At 44.7% G+C, this 16,397-nt stretch carries 12 protein-coding genes; 2 read left to right on the top strand and 10 right to left on the bottom strand.

Annotated features, from left to right (window positions below):
- The 6 genes from VNN20_10730 to VNN20_10705 all read right to left on the bottom strand — a co-directional run.
- Positions 1-243 (bottom strand): acetyl-coenzyme A synthetase N-terminal domain-containing protein (locus VNN20_10730; GenBank protein HWP92655.1); only part of this gene is annotated, 243 nt, incomplete at its 3' end.
- A 221-nt stretch (positions 244-464) separates the two neighbouring features.
- A complete protein-coding gene (gene def / locus VNN20_10725; protein HWP92654.1) occupies positions 465-1,004 on the bottom strand; it encodes a peptide deformylase in 540 nt (179 codons plus the stop codon).
- 63 nt (positions 1,005-1,067) lie between these two features.
- A complete protein-coding gene (locus VNN20_10720) occupies positions 1,068-2,765 on the bottom strand; it encodes a TldD/PmbA family protein (protein HWP92653.1) in 1,698 nt (565 codons plus the stop codon).
- A gap of 104 nt (positions 2,766-2,869) precedes the next feature.
- Positions 2,870-3,253, bottom strand: coding sequence for a DNA polymerase ligase N-terminal domain-containing protein (locus VNN20_10715; protein HWP92652.1), 384 nt, complete (start codon positions 3,251-3,253; stop codon positions 2,870-2,872).
- Positions 3,234-4,001 (bottom strand): type III pantothenate kinase, encoded by a 768-nt coding sequence (locus VNN20_10710; protein HWP92651.1) that lies wholly within the window; start codon positions 3,999-4,001, stop codon positions 3,234-3,236. Before VNN20_10710 ends, VNN20_10715 begins: the two co-directional genes overlap by 20 nt.
- A gap of 83 nt (positions 4,002-4,084) precedes the next feature.
- Complete coding sequence (locus VNN20_10705; protein HWP92650.1) at positions 4,085-6,289, bottom strand: glutamine amidotransferase; 2,205 nt, start codon at positions 6,287-6,289, stop codon at positions 4,085-4,087.
- A gap of 360 nt (positions 6,290-6,649) precedes the next feature.
- Between VNN20_10705 and VNN20_10700 the strand changes: the two genes are divergently transcribed.
- Entirely contained in the window at positions 6,650-9,673 is a 3,024-nt protein-coding gene (locus VNN20_10700) for a CheR family methyltransferase (GenBank protein HWP92649.1), read from the top strand.
- A gap of 336 nt (positions 9,674-10,009) precedes the next feature.
- Complete coding sequence (locus VNN20_10695; protein ID HWP92648.1) at positions 10,010-11,743, top strand: ATP-binding protein; 1,734 nt, start codon at positions 10,010-10,012, stop codon at positions 11,741-11,743.
- A gap of 131 nt (positions 11,744-11,874) precedes the next feature.
- Here the strand turns inward: VNN20_10695 and VNN20_10690 are convergent, their stop codons facing one another.
- The 4 genes from VNN20_10690 to VNN20_10675 form a co-directional block, all read right to left on the bottom strand.
- Positions 11,875-12,243 (bottom strand): hypothetical protein, encoded by a 369-nt coding sequence (locus tag VNN20_10690; GenBank protein HWP92647.1) that lies wholly within the window; start codon positions 12,241-12,243, stop codon positions 11,875-11,877.
- Positions 12,244-12,374: 131 nt separating this feature from the next.
- Positions 12,375-14,225, bottom strand: coding sequence for a right-handed parallel beta-helix repeat-containing protein (locus VNN20_10685; GenBank protein ID HWP92646.1), 1,851 nt, complete (start codon positions 14,223-14,225; stop codon positions 12,375-12,377).
- Between the two features lie 311 nt (positions 14,226-14,536).
- Positions 14,537-15,349 carry an ABC transporter permease gene (locus VNN20_10680; GenBank protein ID HWP92645.1) on the bottom strand — a complete coding sequence of 271 codons (813 nt, stop codon included), beginning with the start codon at positions 15,347-15,349 and terminating at the stop codon, positions 14,537-14,539.
- Positions 15,346-16,380 carry an ABC transporter ATP-binding protein gene (locus VNN20_10675; GenBank protein ID HWP92644.1) on the bottom strand — a complete coding sequence of 345 codons (1,035 nt, stop codon included), beginning with the start codon at positions 16,378-16,380 and terminating at the stop codon, positions 15,346-15,348. Before VNN20_10675 ends, VNN20_10680 begins: the two co-directional genes overlap by 4 nt.
- Positions 16,381-16,397: the final 17 nt, after the last annotated feature.

Raw genomic sequence — 16,397 nt, 5'->3', positions numbered from 1 at the left:
GACGTTTATTTTCCCTCCAACAAACCACTTGGAGTATGGCGCTTTCCAATCGAGCACCTTTTTCCACTTCTTATACCAGTGAAGCTCCTTTGCAAAACCCTCCCAGAATGCCTCCCGGTTACGCTCCGCTTTTTTATAAACTGAGTCACTTTTTATATAGGCCTTTTCAACGAAGTCTTTTCGGGGAGAAAATGCTCTTTTTTCTTTAAGAAGGTCTAAAATGGTTTTAGCCTCTTCTGCCATTGGGTTACTCCTTTCGAAGGATTTGTACAAAAAATATTCTCAATAGTAACAAATAACAACTGGATTTGGAAGTGTGAGGATTCATGCTTGAGATTGGTGATTAATGGTAAAACTGTCCATTTTTACTCCTTTTGTTTCTCGCCACTATTTAGGCACGAGATTAAGGGACTTAGAAATGGAGGTTAGATATGAGAACCAGTTTGCTTCTTGTTCAACCTGACTCAGTCTCTTTGACCTCTAAAAATCAACTTCTGATATTCCTTTTCTGTTATGATGTCTTTGTTGCTTTCCAGGCGGTCCAGGAATACGGTTCCGTTAAGGTGGTCGTATTCATGCTGAAAAATCCTGGCGATAAAGTCCGTAAGTTCCCTTTCTTTTCTCTCCCCGTTTCTAGTTGTGTACTCCACCGAGATGGATTTATAACGAGGGACGAGACCCCTGATCCCGGGAATGCTCAAACAACCTTCCCAATCTTTGACCAAATCTTCGGAATGAGAATTAATCTTCGGGTTTATTATGGCGATAGGTTCCATCTTGGGAGCGTCGGGATAACGCAGGTTTGGATGGGATGCAATGACGAAGATTTGGTATGGTTCATAAACCTGGGGAGCGGCAATCCCCACGCCGTTTACCTCTACAACCGTCGCTATTAAATCGTCAATCAAATTTTGGATATAAATATCTTTAACATTTTTAACCGGGTCAGCTTTCTTTCTCAGAATTTGATGGCCTAACTGTGCAATTTGTAATAGTTTGGGCATCTATTTCTTTTTCCCCATGCTCGATTTCCGAAAAGAGGAATAAGTAGTTTTGAGCGAACAACGCTATTTACTGCCGTCCAAGAAAGGCGGCGGGAGAAGGGGCAATTTTTCCTTCTTCTCCGATACTCTTTGAAGCTCGATTTCCGAAATTAGTACGCTAGGTGCAATTGTAGAGACCGGAACGTATCCTGATTCAGCACCGCAAAAGCCGTTGAATACTGCATAATCATTCCCTGTAGCAATAATCTTGTTAATGGATACTAGGGGCGTTCCCACTATCTCTACCCCTCGGACCAGGGTTTCCTTCTTGGTTAAGGGATCAATCTTGTAAATTACCAACGGCGTGGCCTTGAATGCCTGGAAATCGTAGGAAGAGGTGTTTGTCTCGCCTCCCTGCATTCTTTTTATTATCAGTCCAAAGGGCTTCTTCTGTAGTTTAATTTCTTCTATGAGAAGCTCTTTGAGCTTCTCCCTCGGATATTCCTTGCTGGATTTTATTATAAGGTTGCTCATTCTAGCCATCGGCGCCCTTCCGTAAGAGGCCCTACCATGGCCGTTTGATTTGTAAAAACCGTTGATAGGGGTCCGGGAAAGGAGAAAATTCTTCAAAATACCGTACTCTACTAAAAGAACCCTCTGCCCCGGAATTCCCTGGTCGTCAAACGGGTAGTATCCAATGAGGTGAACCCCGTTAAAACTCTTTTGGGTTGGGTCGTCAATTATAGATAGAAAATTAGGAATTATTTTCTGTCCGATTCTTTCTTTGAATGTTTGTCCTTCCCGGTCATCGATTTGCCTTTCCCCTTCGAGCCGGTGTCCCACTGCCTCATGGAATACTACCCCGGCCGCCTCCGGTTCGAGTATGGCGGGGACGGTAATGGGTTGAAGGACTTCAGCCCTCCTCACCTCTAGGGTTTCTTCGACCATTTCTTTTAGCATAGATTTTATTTTCTCTATGTTAGGGATGTCTCCAGGAAGCACGTAGTAAAGATTCCGATAATTTCTGATGACTTTTCCATCTTCTCCCCTGGTCATCACCTCAGCATCGATGGAATAGAGTATTTCATCTCTTATGTACTTGGTTCCTTCGGTGTTGATAAAATAGGTCGTCTCTTTTTGGGCGGTAATGCTTACATCTGCATCGATCAGGTCCATATAGTTTTTATATATTTCGGAGATTTCCCTTATCCTATGCTCCCACTTTACTGGGTCAAACACCAGGTCGATTTCGGGACCGTAGTAAGTATTGCTTTCCTCGCGGGAAAAACTGGGCAGGTCTTCCTCTTCTACTTTCTGCACATGGTTTGCTTTCTTGTTAAAGTACTGGGTAAGCGCCTCTTTGTAGGTATAATCCGTCACCTGCCAAAGGACCGTTCTTATCGCGTCGGCATCGTTATCGATGGGAATATAAGAAGCGTTGTAGAAAGGCACCTTCCCTCCGGATTGTCCCTGTATAGAGTTATCGAATTGATAACTCCCCACTCGTACATCCACGAAGAGACGCCTGGTTCGATTTTGCTCGGACGATACGATTGCACCGTATTTTCCCTCTATGCTGTAGTAGGCGTTGTCTTTAATCTGGTAGCTAATGAAATAAGGTGATTCGTAGCCGTCGAGCCGGAGCTTGGTCCAGGAGCGGTTTAGCTCCTCCTGCATCGCCTCCATAACTGTGAGGTCGCTTCTCAGTTCTTCGGGTTTAGCCAGCGAGGGAAGTAAAAGATGTAGGATTAAGAAAAAAGCCAATAATATGCTGACACGCATGCTAATATTTTAAACCTTTTAAGATTAGCTATCGAATCCTGGTATGTCAAAGTGGATTTTAATTTGATTCTAAGAAAACCATGTGCTCAATCATCAAGGGACTACTATATTTTGATCAAAGTCCACAATCTCTTCTTATACCATCTCCCCCAGCTCGGTAGCAGAAGAATAAACTTTCCGGCAAATTTTTCGCCTTTTGCCTCGAATTCTATCTTTGATTTATTCTTACTGGTTATCTCATAAGTTCCGGTATCCCATACCTCCGCCTCCCCCATTCCGTATCCGTCATCCACAACCGTATTATAATCAAAAGAGCTCGGCCTTTCTGCCTTATCTTTTATGGCTAATCTTATCTCGCGGCCTTTAATCGGAACTCTCTTGGGAAGAATCCAGGTCATCCGGGCTCCATCTATTTCCAGACTGAGGTCAAAGTGTGGATGATTTGTCTTATGGTTTTGAATGATAAACCTAAGCTGCATTCCACTCATAAATCAACCTGAGCCCTTTTAAGGTGAGAAACTCATCTACCTCTTCAATGGTCCTGCTTTCCGGGGCGATAAGGCTAGCCAGCCCACCGGTGGCCACGACCCTAGAATGAGTGCCCATCTCTTTTTTAATCCTTTCCACAATCCCGTCGACTAGACCGGCGTAGCCGAAAGCAAGTCCAGACTGTATGCTGTGCACGGTAGTTTTTCCTATGACCGTTTTGGGTATCATGATTTCTACTTTTGGGAGCTTCGATGCCGCTCCGAAAAGGGCCTCTGCCGAGATAATCAGCCCCGGCGCTATCGCGCCTCCCAGGTACTCGCCTCTTTCGGATATGCAATCAAAGGTGGTCGCCGTACCGAAGTCCACGATTATCACGCTCTTTTTGTACTGGTCGTAAGCAGCGACTCCGTTTACGATTCTATCCGCCCCTACCTCTTTCGGATTATGATAGAGTATGGGCATACCCGTTTTTATCCCAGGCTCTACCACGACCGGGTTGGCGTCGAAATAGGATTTTAGTGTGGAGATGATAACTTCAAGAAGAGGAGGCACCACACAGCATATCGCCGCACCTTTGATCGATTTCAGGCTGATCCCCCTTATCTCAATCAGGTTTCTGAAAAGAACCCCGTATTCGTCCGCAGTTTTGGTCTTATCGGTTCCTATCCTCCAGTGGCTTATAATTTCCTTTCGCTTGAATATGCCGAATGCAATGTTGGTGTTCCCAATGTCCACTGCCAGAAGCAATTTTCTTCCCCCGTATTATTTAATTGTAGAGATGACCTAACCAATTGTTTCTATATTATTATTCCAAAATCTACAATCCGAAATTATCTAAGTCCCCACCTTCTTCGAAGTATCCACTCTGAAGAAAAAATGGCAACAAGCAAGGCAAAGAAACAAGGGTTATCCCATATCCGAACCGTTTTATAGCCGGTTATGGATTTTTTTGGGGAAAAATCGATTTGAAGCTGTTGAGGACTGTCTCTAACAGTGATAAAACGTCCACCGGTATTTTCTGCTATTCTCTTGAGTAAGTTTACATCAGCGGTAGGTCCCCTAACTTCATTTTCTGGAGGTTCGACTAAAAACAGGGTCTCATCCTGATTGCTGTCTGATTTTACGCCGGTTTCCTCAGCATAATTCACGTCTACTCTATAAATCCCGTATTCTTCCGGCTGGATTTCAGAGCTGAACCGATCAAGGGATTTCTTTTCAACTTTTAGTTCGACTTGATTTAAATTTGGAAAAGTGGCTACGGATTTCATTTTTTGTTCATCGACTTCACGGTTAAAAACCTGAATATCTACTCTCGGATTTTCCCCAAGGTTATAAGAAGGCTTATCCGTCTTTATTCTTACCTCCTTAAGTTCCGGGTCATTAATCAGCCAAAGAAGGAGTCGGTTCCAGAATTTCTCATAATAGGGAGCGATTTCTCCCTCTCCCCCGCGAACGAAAGCCCATTTCCAAGAGGAATCTGAGAGGAATGAGGCCACTTTTCCGGATTCGGCTTTACTTATGACTAAGATGGGGTCTCCTTCCAGTGTAGATAGTATAGGCAAGGCACTGGGCTTCAGTCTTTGGACCCGGTTTATCCCGTCAAGTGCGGGCATTTCCTTCCAGTTATCTAGATTTTCCTTTTGGTCAGGGATGAGGTTGGTAATGGGATGTTTTGCTCCGACCGAGGTGAGCGTGGTATAAAACTCCTTTTCACTGAGGGGGTCCTCAATGCTTGCCGGGACATAGTCAAGCTCGACCGGAAGTACATCGGACAGGGGTGTTATTCCGTAGCCCCCGCTGTTGAAACTCCTATCCCCTCCTATCATCAGGAAAGCTCCGCCTTCTTCGGTTACATAATTTTTAAGTCGGTCCAGATGGTAGCCATAGATGCCATAGGGACGAAAGTCAAAATTATGGAATATCACCACGTCAAAAGTCCCAAGCTCTTCCCCGAATATCTCGTCTACGGGGAAAGGAATGAGGCTTAGTTCGTTCTGAGAGGCGAATACCAAATCGGTTGCCTCTCTCAGGATGAAAAAAGAGACCAAGTCAATATTGGGATTTCTTTCGAGCACCCGTCTCAGGAATTTTACATCCCAGGAAGGACTACCGGCTATATGTAGGACTCTAATCTTGTTAACGATGACGTCTACCACGAAGGACTTCTGATTATTTTCTTTTATAGAGTCCCCGGAGATAACCGGGATAGAAACCGTATAAATTTTTCTCCCGACGTTAGTAGGCTGAATCACAAAGCTTATATTTCCTTCCGCCGAGGCCGGGTCTAAGAACACTTCCCGTATGGAGACAAGCTTATCCCCCTCTTTAAGGGTGATGGGGATGTTCTCATTATCAAGCCCTTTGGATTTGACCACGATTTCAACCGAAACCGGATATCTTACGAATGCTACCGGGCTAACTTTAACCCTATCAATCCATACATCACCGGTCGTATCATCTAAAGAAGAAGAAACGGTGTATATATGGAAACCCAAGTTTTTTGAAAGTTCAACCGCGTCCCCCGCTTTATTTCTCGTATCGGCGCCGTCGGAGAACAGGATTACCGAGTCGAGTTCGCCCGATTCATGCTTATCTTTTAGCTCAGCGACTAAGTTAGCTATATCGGTGCTTGCCCCGTTCGGCTCGTACGTCTTTATGTAATCGGATGAGACCGGTTTTAGCGATTGATCAAATACATAATGGCTTACCAAAAAATTCTCCTCGACCTCGGAGAAAAAATGTTCATGCTGGTTGAAAAAATCCCTTACCGCATTGATTCTTGAGTTTCCTTCTTCTTCTGCCGGGAGGTTCATGCTCCAGGAGTTATCGACCAGGATAGCCAGTTTTGGTTTTTCTTCCTCATAATTCTCGGTCCTTAGAGCCGGATTTAACAGTATAAAAAAGAGCATAATAAAAGAAATTAAGTGGAGGGAAATAAGAATGATTCTTTTTTTAGGCGAGCTCAGTAGCCTTGTGCTCTTTATCGAACTGTATAGGACTATGATGATTAAAAGAGAGATTAATATGCCTTCCAACAATCCTGGAGGGTTGAGAAAAACAAATCTTTTTACCTCTGAAAACATCAATCATAATTTACCACAGAAAATTATAGTTTTCTCCGAGGGCCTGCTATTCAATGACCGTGCTTGATAACCTTGGGAGGACAATGCTGGTTTCAAGGGATTGAGCAAAACATGGGTGGAAAGGCTCGTGTTTTTTGTCTTATGTATTTCCAGAGGTAACCTGCCTTACAAACAGCCTAGGGGGCGCATATATACATTCCTTACGAATCCTGAATAGAATTCCCCTTCCTGTTTCCTACTATCCATATTAATCGTGATTTCTTAATCAAAATGTAGTAGAGTGTAATTATAGTGTAGTACGAGGTGCCGGATATGAGAGAAAGGAGAAAAAAAGAAGATCCAAAAGGGAGGAGGAATAAGGACTCTAATATCAAAAAGATAAAAACAAAAGAAACTGTGAACAAGAAGAAGCCGGTCTTAAGTCCCGGAGCCAAGAAGCGGGCAAATTCCTTCCATGTGGTAGGCATGAGTGCTTCTGCCGGGGGACTAGAGGCATTTGAGCAGTTTTTCAGGAATATGCCCCCGGATAGCGGTATGGCATTCATATTGGTTCCTCATTTAGACCCCACCCATAAAAGCATCATGGTCGACCTGATAAAAAGGTGCACCCGGATGGAGGTTATAGAAGCCAAGGACGGCGTGAGGATACGCCCGAATACTATCTACGTGATCCCGCCGAATAATGACCTGAGCGTAATGCAGGAAAGGCTACATTTGATGGAGCCTTTAGCGCCCCGAGGTCAAAGACACCCGATCGATTATTTCTTGAGGAGTTTAGCGGATGATCAAGGTGAAAGGGCTATCTGCATAATTCTATCTGGAACCGGTACTGACGGTACGGTTGGCTTGAAGGCGATTAAAGGAAGCGGTGGCATGGTGATGGTTCAAGACCCACTAACCGCGAAATACGACGGTATGCCCAGAAGCGCTATTGATACGGGGCTCGTAGATTATGTATTACCCCCCGAAAAAATGCCTGAGGCGTTAATTAAATATGTGAGTTATTCAAAGGTTCGGGCCGTCAAGAAAGATTCCGAGACTGCCGCCAAGATGCCGGACTCGTTGCAAAAGATATTGATTTTGCTTCGCAGCCAGACCGGGCACGACTTCTCCCTTTATAAGAAGAACACCATTCTGAGAAGGATAGAGCGCCGTATGGGTGTTCATCAGGTAGATAAATTATCGGACTATGTGCGCTACATGCAGGAACATCCCCATGAAATTAACCTGCTTTTTAAAGAGATAATAATCGGCGTTACCAACTTTTTTAGAGACAAGGACGCTTTTGATGTGCTAAAGACAAAGGTATATCCGCATCTACTTAAAGGGAGATCTCCTGATGATAATATTCGCATCTGGGTGGTTGGATGCTCTACTGGAGAAGAGGCTTATTCAATCGCTATAACACTCAGGGAGTATATTGTGAAAGAAGGTTTCGACGTCAAAGTCCAAATTTTTGCCACGGACATCGATGAAGATGCCATAGAAACGGCCCGGCAGGGTATTTACCCAGACAGCATCGCTGTGGATGTTTCTGTGGAGCGCTTGAAGCGGTTTTTTACCAAGAGAGGTAACACCTATCATATTAACAAAGAGATTCGAGAGATGTTGGTCTTTGCTACTCAAGATGTCATAAAAGACCCCCCGTTTTCAAAGCTGGATATGATAAGCTGCCGTAACCTGCTGATTTATTTTGATGCCGAACTACAAAAGAAGGTGTTACCGCTTTTTCACTATGTTCTTAAGCCCGAGGGCATCCTTTTCCTGGGGTCCTCCGAAACAATTGGGGGTTTTACCGACCTCTTTGATACGTTCGATAAGAAATGGAAATTCTTCAAGCGTAAAGATATGTTGGCCTCTAGTCATTCAGCAGTGGAGTTCCCAACCCTGCCGGTTTCCTACAATGCTCCAGAGGTCACCGCCGGTGAGGTGAAAAAGAGAGATAAGACCGTCGGGCTTTCTGATTATATAGAGAAAATGCTGCTGGATAAATACGCACCGCCTTGTGTGATAGTAGACCAGAAATGCGACATCATTTATATTCACGGCCGCACTGGAAAATATCTTGAACCCTCCTCCGGGATAGCCAAGATGAATATAATATCCATGGCTAGAGAGGGGCTGAAAACTCCCCTTGAGCGTGCCATACATAAGTACCTGTCCCAGAAAAGTGGGGTAGTAAGCAAGAATGTGAGAGTCCATACCAACGGCGGCTACCAGTTAATCAACCTATCCATTAAGCCAGTTCCCGTTTTCGCTCAAAACGATGGTTTGATCATGGTTATATTTGAGGACGTAAAACGCGTCGAAGACAGCGAGATAAGTAAAGGCAAAATTACCGGGGATAGGGATTCCAGAAAACGCATACTAGAACTGGAGCAAGAGCTAAAGTATACAAAGGAAAGCCTCCAAACTACGATCGAAGAACTGGAGACGGCTAACGAGGAGTTGAAGTCTACAAACGAGGAGCTCCAATCATCAAACGAAGAATTACAGAGCACAAACGAAGAGCTGGAGACGGCAAAAGAGGAAACTCAATCCTTGAATGAAGAGCTGGTGACCGTTAATTCCGAGCTCCAGGGCAAGATAGATGAATTGACCGAGATTAATAATGATATGAAAAACCTGCTCGATAGCACTCAAATAGCGACGATTTTTCTGAGTAACAACCTAAAAATAAAAAGGTTTACTCCTGAAGCAAATAAAATAATAAACCTGATTGCCTCGGATGTCGGTCGCCCGATCGCCCATATCGCATCAAATTTACTCTATGAAAATCTGATCGAGGATGTCGAAGGCGTGCTTAGGTCTCTCGTTTTTGTGCAAAAGGAGGTACAGACAAAGGATGGGCATTGGTACAGGATGAAAATTATGCCCTATCGAACAAGCGATAACGTAATTGATGGCGTCGTCTTAACCTTCGTTGACATCGACGACCAGAAGAAGTTCCTTCTGACGGTAGAGAGGTCCTTCGACTTTGTCCAGGGTATCGTGAACACGGTGCGTGAACCCCTGATAATTCTGGACGAGGACCTCCGCGTAGTGTATGCAAACGAATCTTTCTATCGCACCTTTCGGGTCATTAAAGAGGAGACGGAAAGAAAGCTTATTTATGAACTAGGTAATGGCCAATGGGACATCCCGGCCTTGAGGCAATTACTCCACGACGTTATTCCAAACAAAGCCTACTTTAACGACTTTAAGGTTGAGTCTGAATTCGAGAAAATCGGACGTAAGACCATGCTTCTCAATGCCCGATTAATCAACCTTTCCAGCCCGCAGGAGAATCTGATTTTGCTGGCTATAGAAGACATCACCGGTCGAAATCCGGTTTAATAATCAGGAGGGGATATCTCTAGTTACTTAAATCTGGGTCGTATTTCGGTTGACTCCATAAAAGTTATTGGGATAAACTTCGGGAGGTTCGTTTCATCAGTCATTCTAGCGGATAAGTACTCGCTCATACAGCTTGTCGAAGCATGGATTTCTTGAAGTCTTCATTATCCTACTCCGTCTATAATGCTCGGGATAGGCTTCGGCGTAACTCGTGCAGACCGGGCTAAGGAGGAACGGGGTTACTGACCGAGTCATGGTATTCGGGGCGACAGTCTTTCGGATGCTATAGCCATTTATTTTTAGGGGCTTTATATTTTACATTGCATAGGTTAGCCCATGAAAAAAAAGAATCGACCAAAGGAAGAGGAGAGTAGCCTGCGCAGACGAGCTGAAGAACTGTTGAAAGGGAAATCGGAGAATCTGGATCCCTGGTTCTATCCGCGTTTAGATCGGCTTTCCACGGCCGATATCGAGAAACTGATACATGAACTTCATGTGCATCAAATTGAACTCGAAATACAGAACGAAGAGCTTCGTCGGGCGCAATCGGAGCTAGAAGAGTCCCGTAATAAATACGCCGACTTGTATGACTTCGCCCCGGTGGGGTATTTTACCATAAGCGAAAAAGGGATTATCCAGGATGTAAACCTTACCGGCGCTGCCTTATTGGGAGTAGAGAAGGGAAATTTAATTAACAAAAGATTCTCCCAATACGTGCTGGCCGACAGCCACGACCGGTTCTATTCTATTCGCAAAAATCTTATTGAATCTGCCGCCAAACAGACCGCTGAAGTGAGGATGTTGAGAAGGGATGGAGCGACGTTTCATGCCCAACTGAAGGGGGTGGCCGTGTTTGACAGTCAAGGTAATTTTCGTCATTTTAGAATTGCACTACTGGATATTACGGAAAGGAAACTACTAGAGGAGAAATTGAATAGAACTCAAAAGCTAGAGTCCCTGGGTGTTCTTGCCGGCGGAATAGCGCACGATTTTAACAATATATTGACGGTCATATTGGGTAACGTCTCCCTGGCCAGGATGGTTACAGACCCGGAGGTTAGTTTGTTCAAGAGGCTTGAGGAGGTGGAAAGGGCGGCACTGCGGGCAAAAGTGCTGACTGATAAGCTCCTGACATTTGCGAGCGGGGGAGTACCGATCAAAAAAACCACCTCTATCGCCGAAGTGTTGAAGGACGCGGTGGAATTTGCCCTTACCGGGTCCAACGTCAAGTGCAAGTTTATAATCCCTCATGATCTCTGGCCGGTGGAAGTGGACGAGGGCCAAATCAGCCATGTGTTCAGTAACTTAGCTATAAACGCTTGCCAGGCCATGCCTGACGGCGGGATTATAAAAGTAAGGGCTGAGAATGTTGCGGGGTTCAAGCCGTCGACTAGCTCTTCCGAGGGTTTTCCGGCGGAGCATGGTAAATTCATAAGGATAACGATGAAAGACCGAGGAATCGGCATACCGAAGGAAAATCTTCAAAGGATATTCGAGCCGTACTTCACGACTAAACAAAAGGGCAGCGGGCTAGGGCTTGCGACTGCGTATTCTATTATCAAGAACCACGAGGGAGAGATTAGGGTGGAGTCCGAACTCGGTGTAGGAACAACGTTCACCATATATATTCCGGCATCGGAGAAAGAACCCTCGACAAAAAACGGTGTGGAGAAGGAACAATTGCTCACGGGACGCGGCAAGATTTTGGTCATGGACGACGAGGAAGAAGTTAGAAGGGTTCTTAGAAATATGCTATTTCACCTTGGTTATGAGTTTGAGTTTGCCGTAGATGGCCAAGAGGCGATAGAGCTATACCAGAGAGCCTTAAAATCAGGTGAACCATTCGACGCAGTCATACTGGATTTGACCATACCCGGAGGGAAGAGTGGTAAGGAGGCGATGAAGAAGCTACTCCGCTTACACCCGCAAATTAGAGCCATTGTCTCGAGCGGCTATTCTAATGACCCGGTCATGGCCGAGTTCAAAAGATACGGATTTAAGGGAGTAATAGCAAAACCGTACAAAATAGAGGAACTGGGTCGGGTATTGTATGAACTGGTGATAGGTTAGGGCAAAGAATTACTTTTTCTTATTTAATGCTATAAATTTAGGAACAATTCAAAAGGCAACCTTAAGCTTTTTGAAAACTACCTATGTGTAGTGACGCCCAGATTCGTCTTTCCGCATACTGCTAGACCGGATTAAAAAATGAGGAATTTCCCCCTTCCCATTATTAGTGCGTCATCTACATAGATGGTGGCAGTCCTTACCCCATTCTTACTAGCCTCTCGCCTAGAGTCAGCGTGGCTTAGTGATTTTGAGGTAGGGGCGATTATAACATCTACTTGTTTCATGAATTCAGCCAAGGGTTTGAGCGGTTCTTCTCCGTGTGATCCCCTCGGGATAATTTCTACAATCAGGGCCTCGGCTCCAATCTCTTTTGCCGATTCCCATAAGACATAGCCGATTTTTCTAAGCAGGCCATCGGTTATGACTAGGACCTTTTCTCCAGGCTTGATTGCCATGCAGTCTATTATTGCAACCCTCGCCGCGTCTCTGATCGCTTTCATACATGCCTCTTGGAGGACTTACGGTAAATTTTAAAATAAATCCGGGGAATATGGTATTAGAACTTCTGTATGTTTAATAATATGGAGTCAAGTAGTTTTTATTCTAGGTAGGGTCCTATTTGCTTGATGAGTTAGAGAGTATTTTCATCTTCATTAGGCTCTGTCACCGACCCCTTCACATCTACCAAATCAGCCAGGTGAGATAAGCCAAGCGCCGCCTTGAATAAGTCGAGGCCAATGCTGTTAAACTTCTGCTTGAAACATAATTCAAACCTGACCTGTGCACTTTCTCCTGGCTCGAGTAAAGCATCTTTATACCCTGCCTTATTCAGGACCGTGATCGTTATTTTGGCATCCTTCGGCGAGTTTTCCTTGAGCCTAACCACTATATCAGAGAGCATATTATCGCTGATGTTTGTGAGCTTAGCCCGGAACCTGAATCTCCAAGGATAAGTGCCCGGACATGCTTTTTTCTTTTTTATCTGTTGGATTGTCTTTGGCAAGGATTCGAATTTAACAATCCCGTTTATATCAGTAATGTTGATTATGGATTCAATTGCCCCAATGTCGCAAACTCCTACCCTTTTCTGCCCAATCTGGTCAGCAGCCAGTATCGGTATATCTGAGCAAACATCATGGTTACCGGCGTTGATTGCCTGACTGTCGGCAAGAAGGGGGTAATGCCCATTGCCGGGAGTACCGTCATCGGTGAAATCTCCGAGGCCCGGGTCTCCAAACCGGTCATCCGGGCCGGTGCTAAGGTCACAACCGGAGCTGTCACCGATGAGATTATTCCCAAGCGAGGTGATAGGGCCAAAGCAATCACCTAAATTATTAAGGGCAATGATGGTGTTTTGTATCTCCACGACACCAAAAAACTCAGAGCCGTTAAAGTTATCGACCCCGAATTCGTTATTGAATATAGTGCTGTTGATTATAGTGGTGATAGCGTCTACGTTTTCAATTCCACCGCCGTTATTGTCGGCAATAGTGCTATTCAACACGACCAAAAGACTCTCGGTGTTATCTACGACAGCACCAAAGCCGGAGGAGTTGTCGTAGATGGAGCTATTAGTCAGAGTCAACGAGTCGGAGTTCGATATCGCCCCACCCGAAAACTCTGCACCGTTACCGGATATAGTGGTATTCGTGATGTTGGATGTCCCGATATTAGCAATGCCGCCACCCCTAAAATCCGAACTATTACCGGCGACCAGACTGTCTTTCATAGTTACAGTACCGAATATCCCTCCGCCCAAGAAACCGGCTTGGTTATTCAATATCTGGCTGTCCTTGATATTCACCGTTCCGTCTATACCGCCGCCAAAACCTTGGGCAAAGTTATCTGAAATAATACTGCTCGTAATATCCACGGAGCTGCCAAAGATCCCGCCTCCATCCTGTGCGGAGTTATTGGAAACGGTGCTGTTGATTATTGTTGCTGTTCCATTGCCGGCTAGTCCACCTCCTTCGAACTCGGCAGAATTGCCGGAGATTACGCTGTTCGTTACGACTAAGGATCCGTCGTTAAAGATACCTCCACCGATATCACAGCATTCTACGAGACCACCGGTAATAGCTAAGCCTTCTAAAATCAGGGTGCCGGTATCGGCGATATGAAAGATACGAAAAGGTTCAGCGGTTGAATCGCGCTCAATAATGGTTACGCCGGGTCCGTCTCCGATGATTTCTATGTTGCTGATTATGGAGGGTAATCCGTTAGCGCCGTCGGTTGTGTTGTCTACTCCTGTCAGGGTGTAGGTTCCAGCCTCTAGAAAAATGGTGTCATCTTCGGCAGTGGTGTTAGCTACCTTGATTGACTCGACCAGGGCAGGTACGTTTCCGGAGGGAACATTAAAAACGGCGGCATAGACTGCTTTAGGTATAAACAGGACATAAAGAGTATAAATAAAAACTTTTATGCAGTGATAAAAAAAAGTTTTTTTTATTCTACAATTAGTTTTCCCCTCGGACCGGGCCAATGTTTTCCATCCTCCTAATTTCTCTACACTCAGTACTTATCAAATAGAGCCTATCGTGGGGCAGCGGCAATATGTGTTCTTCGAGTCAAGTACTTTTTAAAAGACAGATATAGAGATAGCTCTCGACGAATGGCGAATAAAGTATGTTCATATGCTAACTCTAGGTGAGTTATGAGTTCAACGGGACTTTAGTTAGATTTCTCTAATAACGAAAGGTTGATTTTGGCTTAGTACTTAAGTTATATATGATAATGTAGATTAAAACTATTATCAGGCGAGCTTGATTTGTAATGGTTTAGCTTGAATGAAGCTTAGTACTGAGTGAGGGTTCCATCTCTCTTCGCTCTTTTTATGGCATATGCAAAGATGGCTATACTAAGGGGTAGGGTAGTAACGGCAAAAATAGACAATACTAAGATATTAGGCATTAGCTCGCTCAGGGCATATCCCTTAAGCAAGGATAATCTCATCGCCTCAAGAGCATAGGTTACGGGCAGGAGGTAAGAAATTGTCTGTAACCAGTCGGGGAGGACGGAGATAGGAAAATAAAGCCCTCCAAACAAGCTAGAAAGGCCCGTAAATATTCTACTAACCGGGTCTCCTCTTTTTAGTACCATGATAAAACTTGCCGAAATGATTCCAAGACTGCTGAAAGAAACGATAGTCAGAGCCAGAATCAGTAAAGCCCCGGGTATGTTTGCTCCATCGATATTAAGCCCAAAAGCGAAGACTCCCAATAATAAGTACGCCAAGACCCTAAGTGATGCCCATACGAAGCTGTATAGGGATGAAGAAAGGATAATCGTCGGTATCTCCGTCTGAGTTATCAGGAGGGCTTCCAGTGTCCCGAGCACCTGTCCTTCTCTAATGCTGCCGGAAAGGCTCTGCATGGACACCGCCAGATAGCTGTAAAAAGCAATTCCTATGAGTACGAATGAGAAATAGTCGCCGCCATAAGGCTCAAGATATGATACCCCAGCGTCGCCGAGAAGCTTTGAAAGGAAATAAAGCCCCAAGGTGGAGGTAAATATCCCAAAAAGCTGCATTACAAATGCAAACTTGTAGCTCGATTCCTCTAGCAAATCTCTCCAGAGAAAGGCCAGTGGCTTTTCAAGGAAAGTCATGATATTGATTCTCCACTTATTCGGTCGCCTCTGTCTATAACCCTTGAGAAAAGCTCTTCCAGGGAGGTTTCTTCCTCATGAAGGGAATAGACCTTAGCGCCGGCGTCGACAATTTGTTTAATTAAACTGGGTATGCTTCCATCTCCGTCTGCAGTTTCAACCTCAATTTGAATGTAGTCGGGATGAGAGCCATTTTCCATGAACCTGATCTTTCTGACCGAGGATACGCTAATAATCTTTTTGAGCGATTCATATTCCAGTGCCTTCAGTTTCATCACATACTTTTTATCTGTGCCCAGTTTTCTCCTTATCTCTTCCACAGAGCCGACCGCTTTCAATTGCCCCTTATGAATTATTCCCACCCGGTCGCAAATGTCCTGAGCTTCCTGTAAGTTATGGGTGGCAAAAACCACAGTCTTTTTTTCTTCTCCGACTATTTTATCCTTCACTAGGGTTCTTAAATTCTGTACGGTGATCGGGTCCAGGCTTCTAGTTGGCTCATCCATGAAAATAATCTCCGGGTTTGTTAGAAGCCCTCTAGCAATGGCTAATTTTTGCCTCATCCCGGTGGAATAGTCCTTGAACATCCTTTCGGCATTGTCAGCAAGCTCCAGAAACTCGAGCACTCTGTCTATTCTAGTGTCCGCCTCACTATTGGGTATATTGTTAAGCTTGGCGAAGAATTTCAGATTTTGCCTCCCGGTAAGACGCCAATAAAAACTCCTCTCGTCGCTTATGACATATCCGATGATTCTTCTTATGCTTCTTCCCTCCTTTGTGACATCTAAACCTCCTACGAATGCTTTTCCGGAGGTGGGCAGAACCAGGGTACAAAGGATCTTTATGAGTGTAGTCTTACCGGCGCCATTCGGTCCTAATAAACCGAACAACTCACCTTTTCTTACTTGAATGTTCACTTCTTGGAGAGCGGTAATTTCTTTTCTCCGGAAAGGATGCACGATCATTTCACGGTATCTTTTTATTACCGGAAAGTTTTTTGTTAGATCGTGTGTTTCGATTGCATAGGACAAAGGAGGTCTCACCGATG

It is taken from the genome of Thermodesulfobacteriota bacterium, from assembly GCA_035559815.1.
In the GTDB taxonomy this organism is placed as follows: domain Bacteria; phylum Desulfobacterota_D; class UBA1144; order Nemesobacterales; family CSP1-2; genus DATMAT01.
The sequence above is the reverse complement of the archived record's forward strand: the minus strand, read 5'-3'. Positions and strand labels throughout refer to the sequence as shown.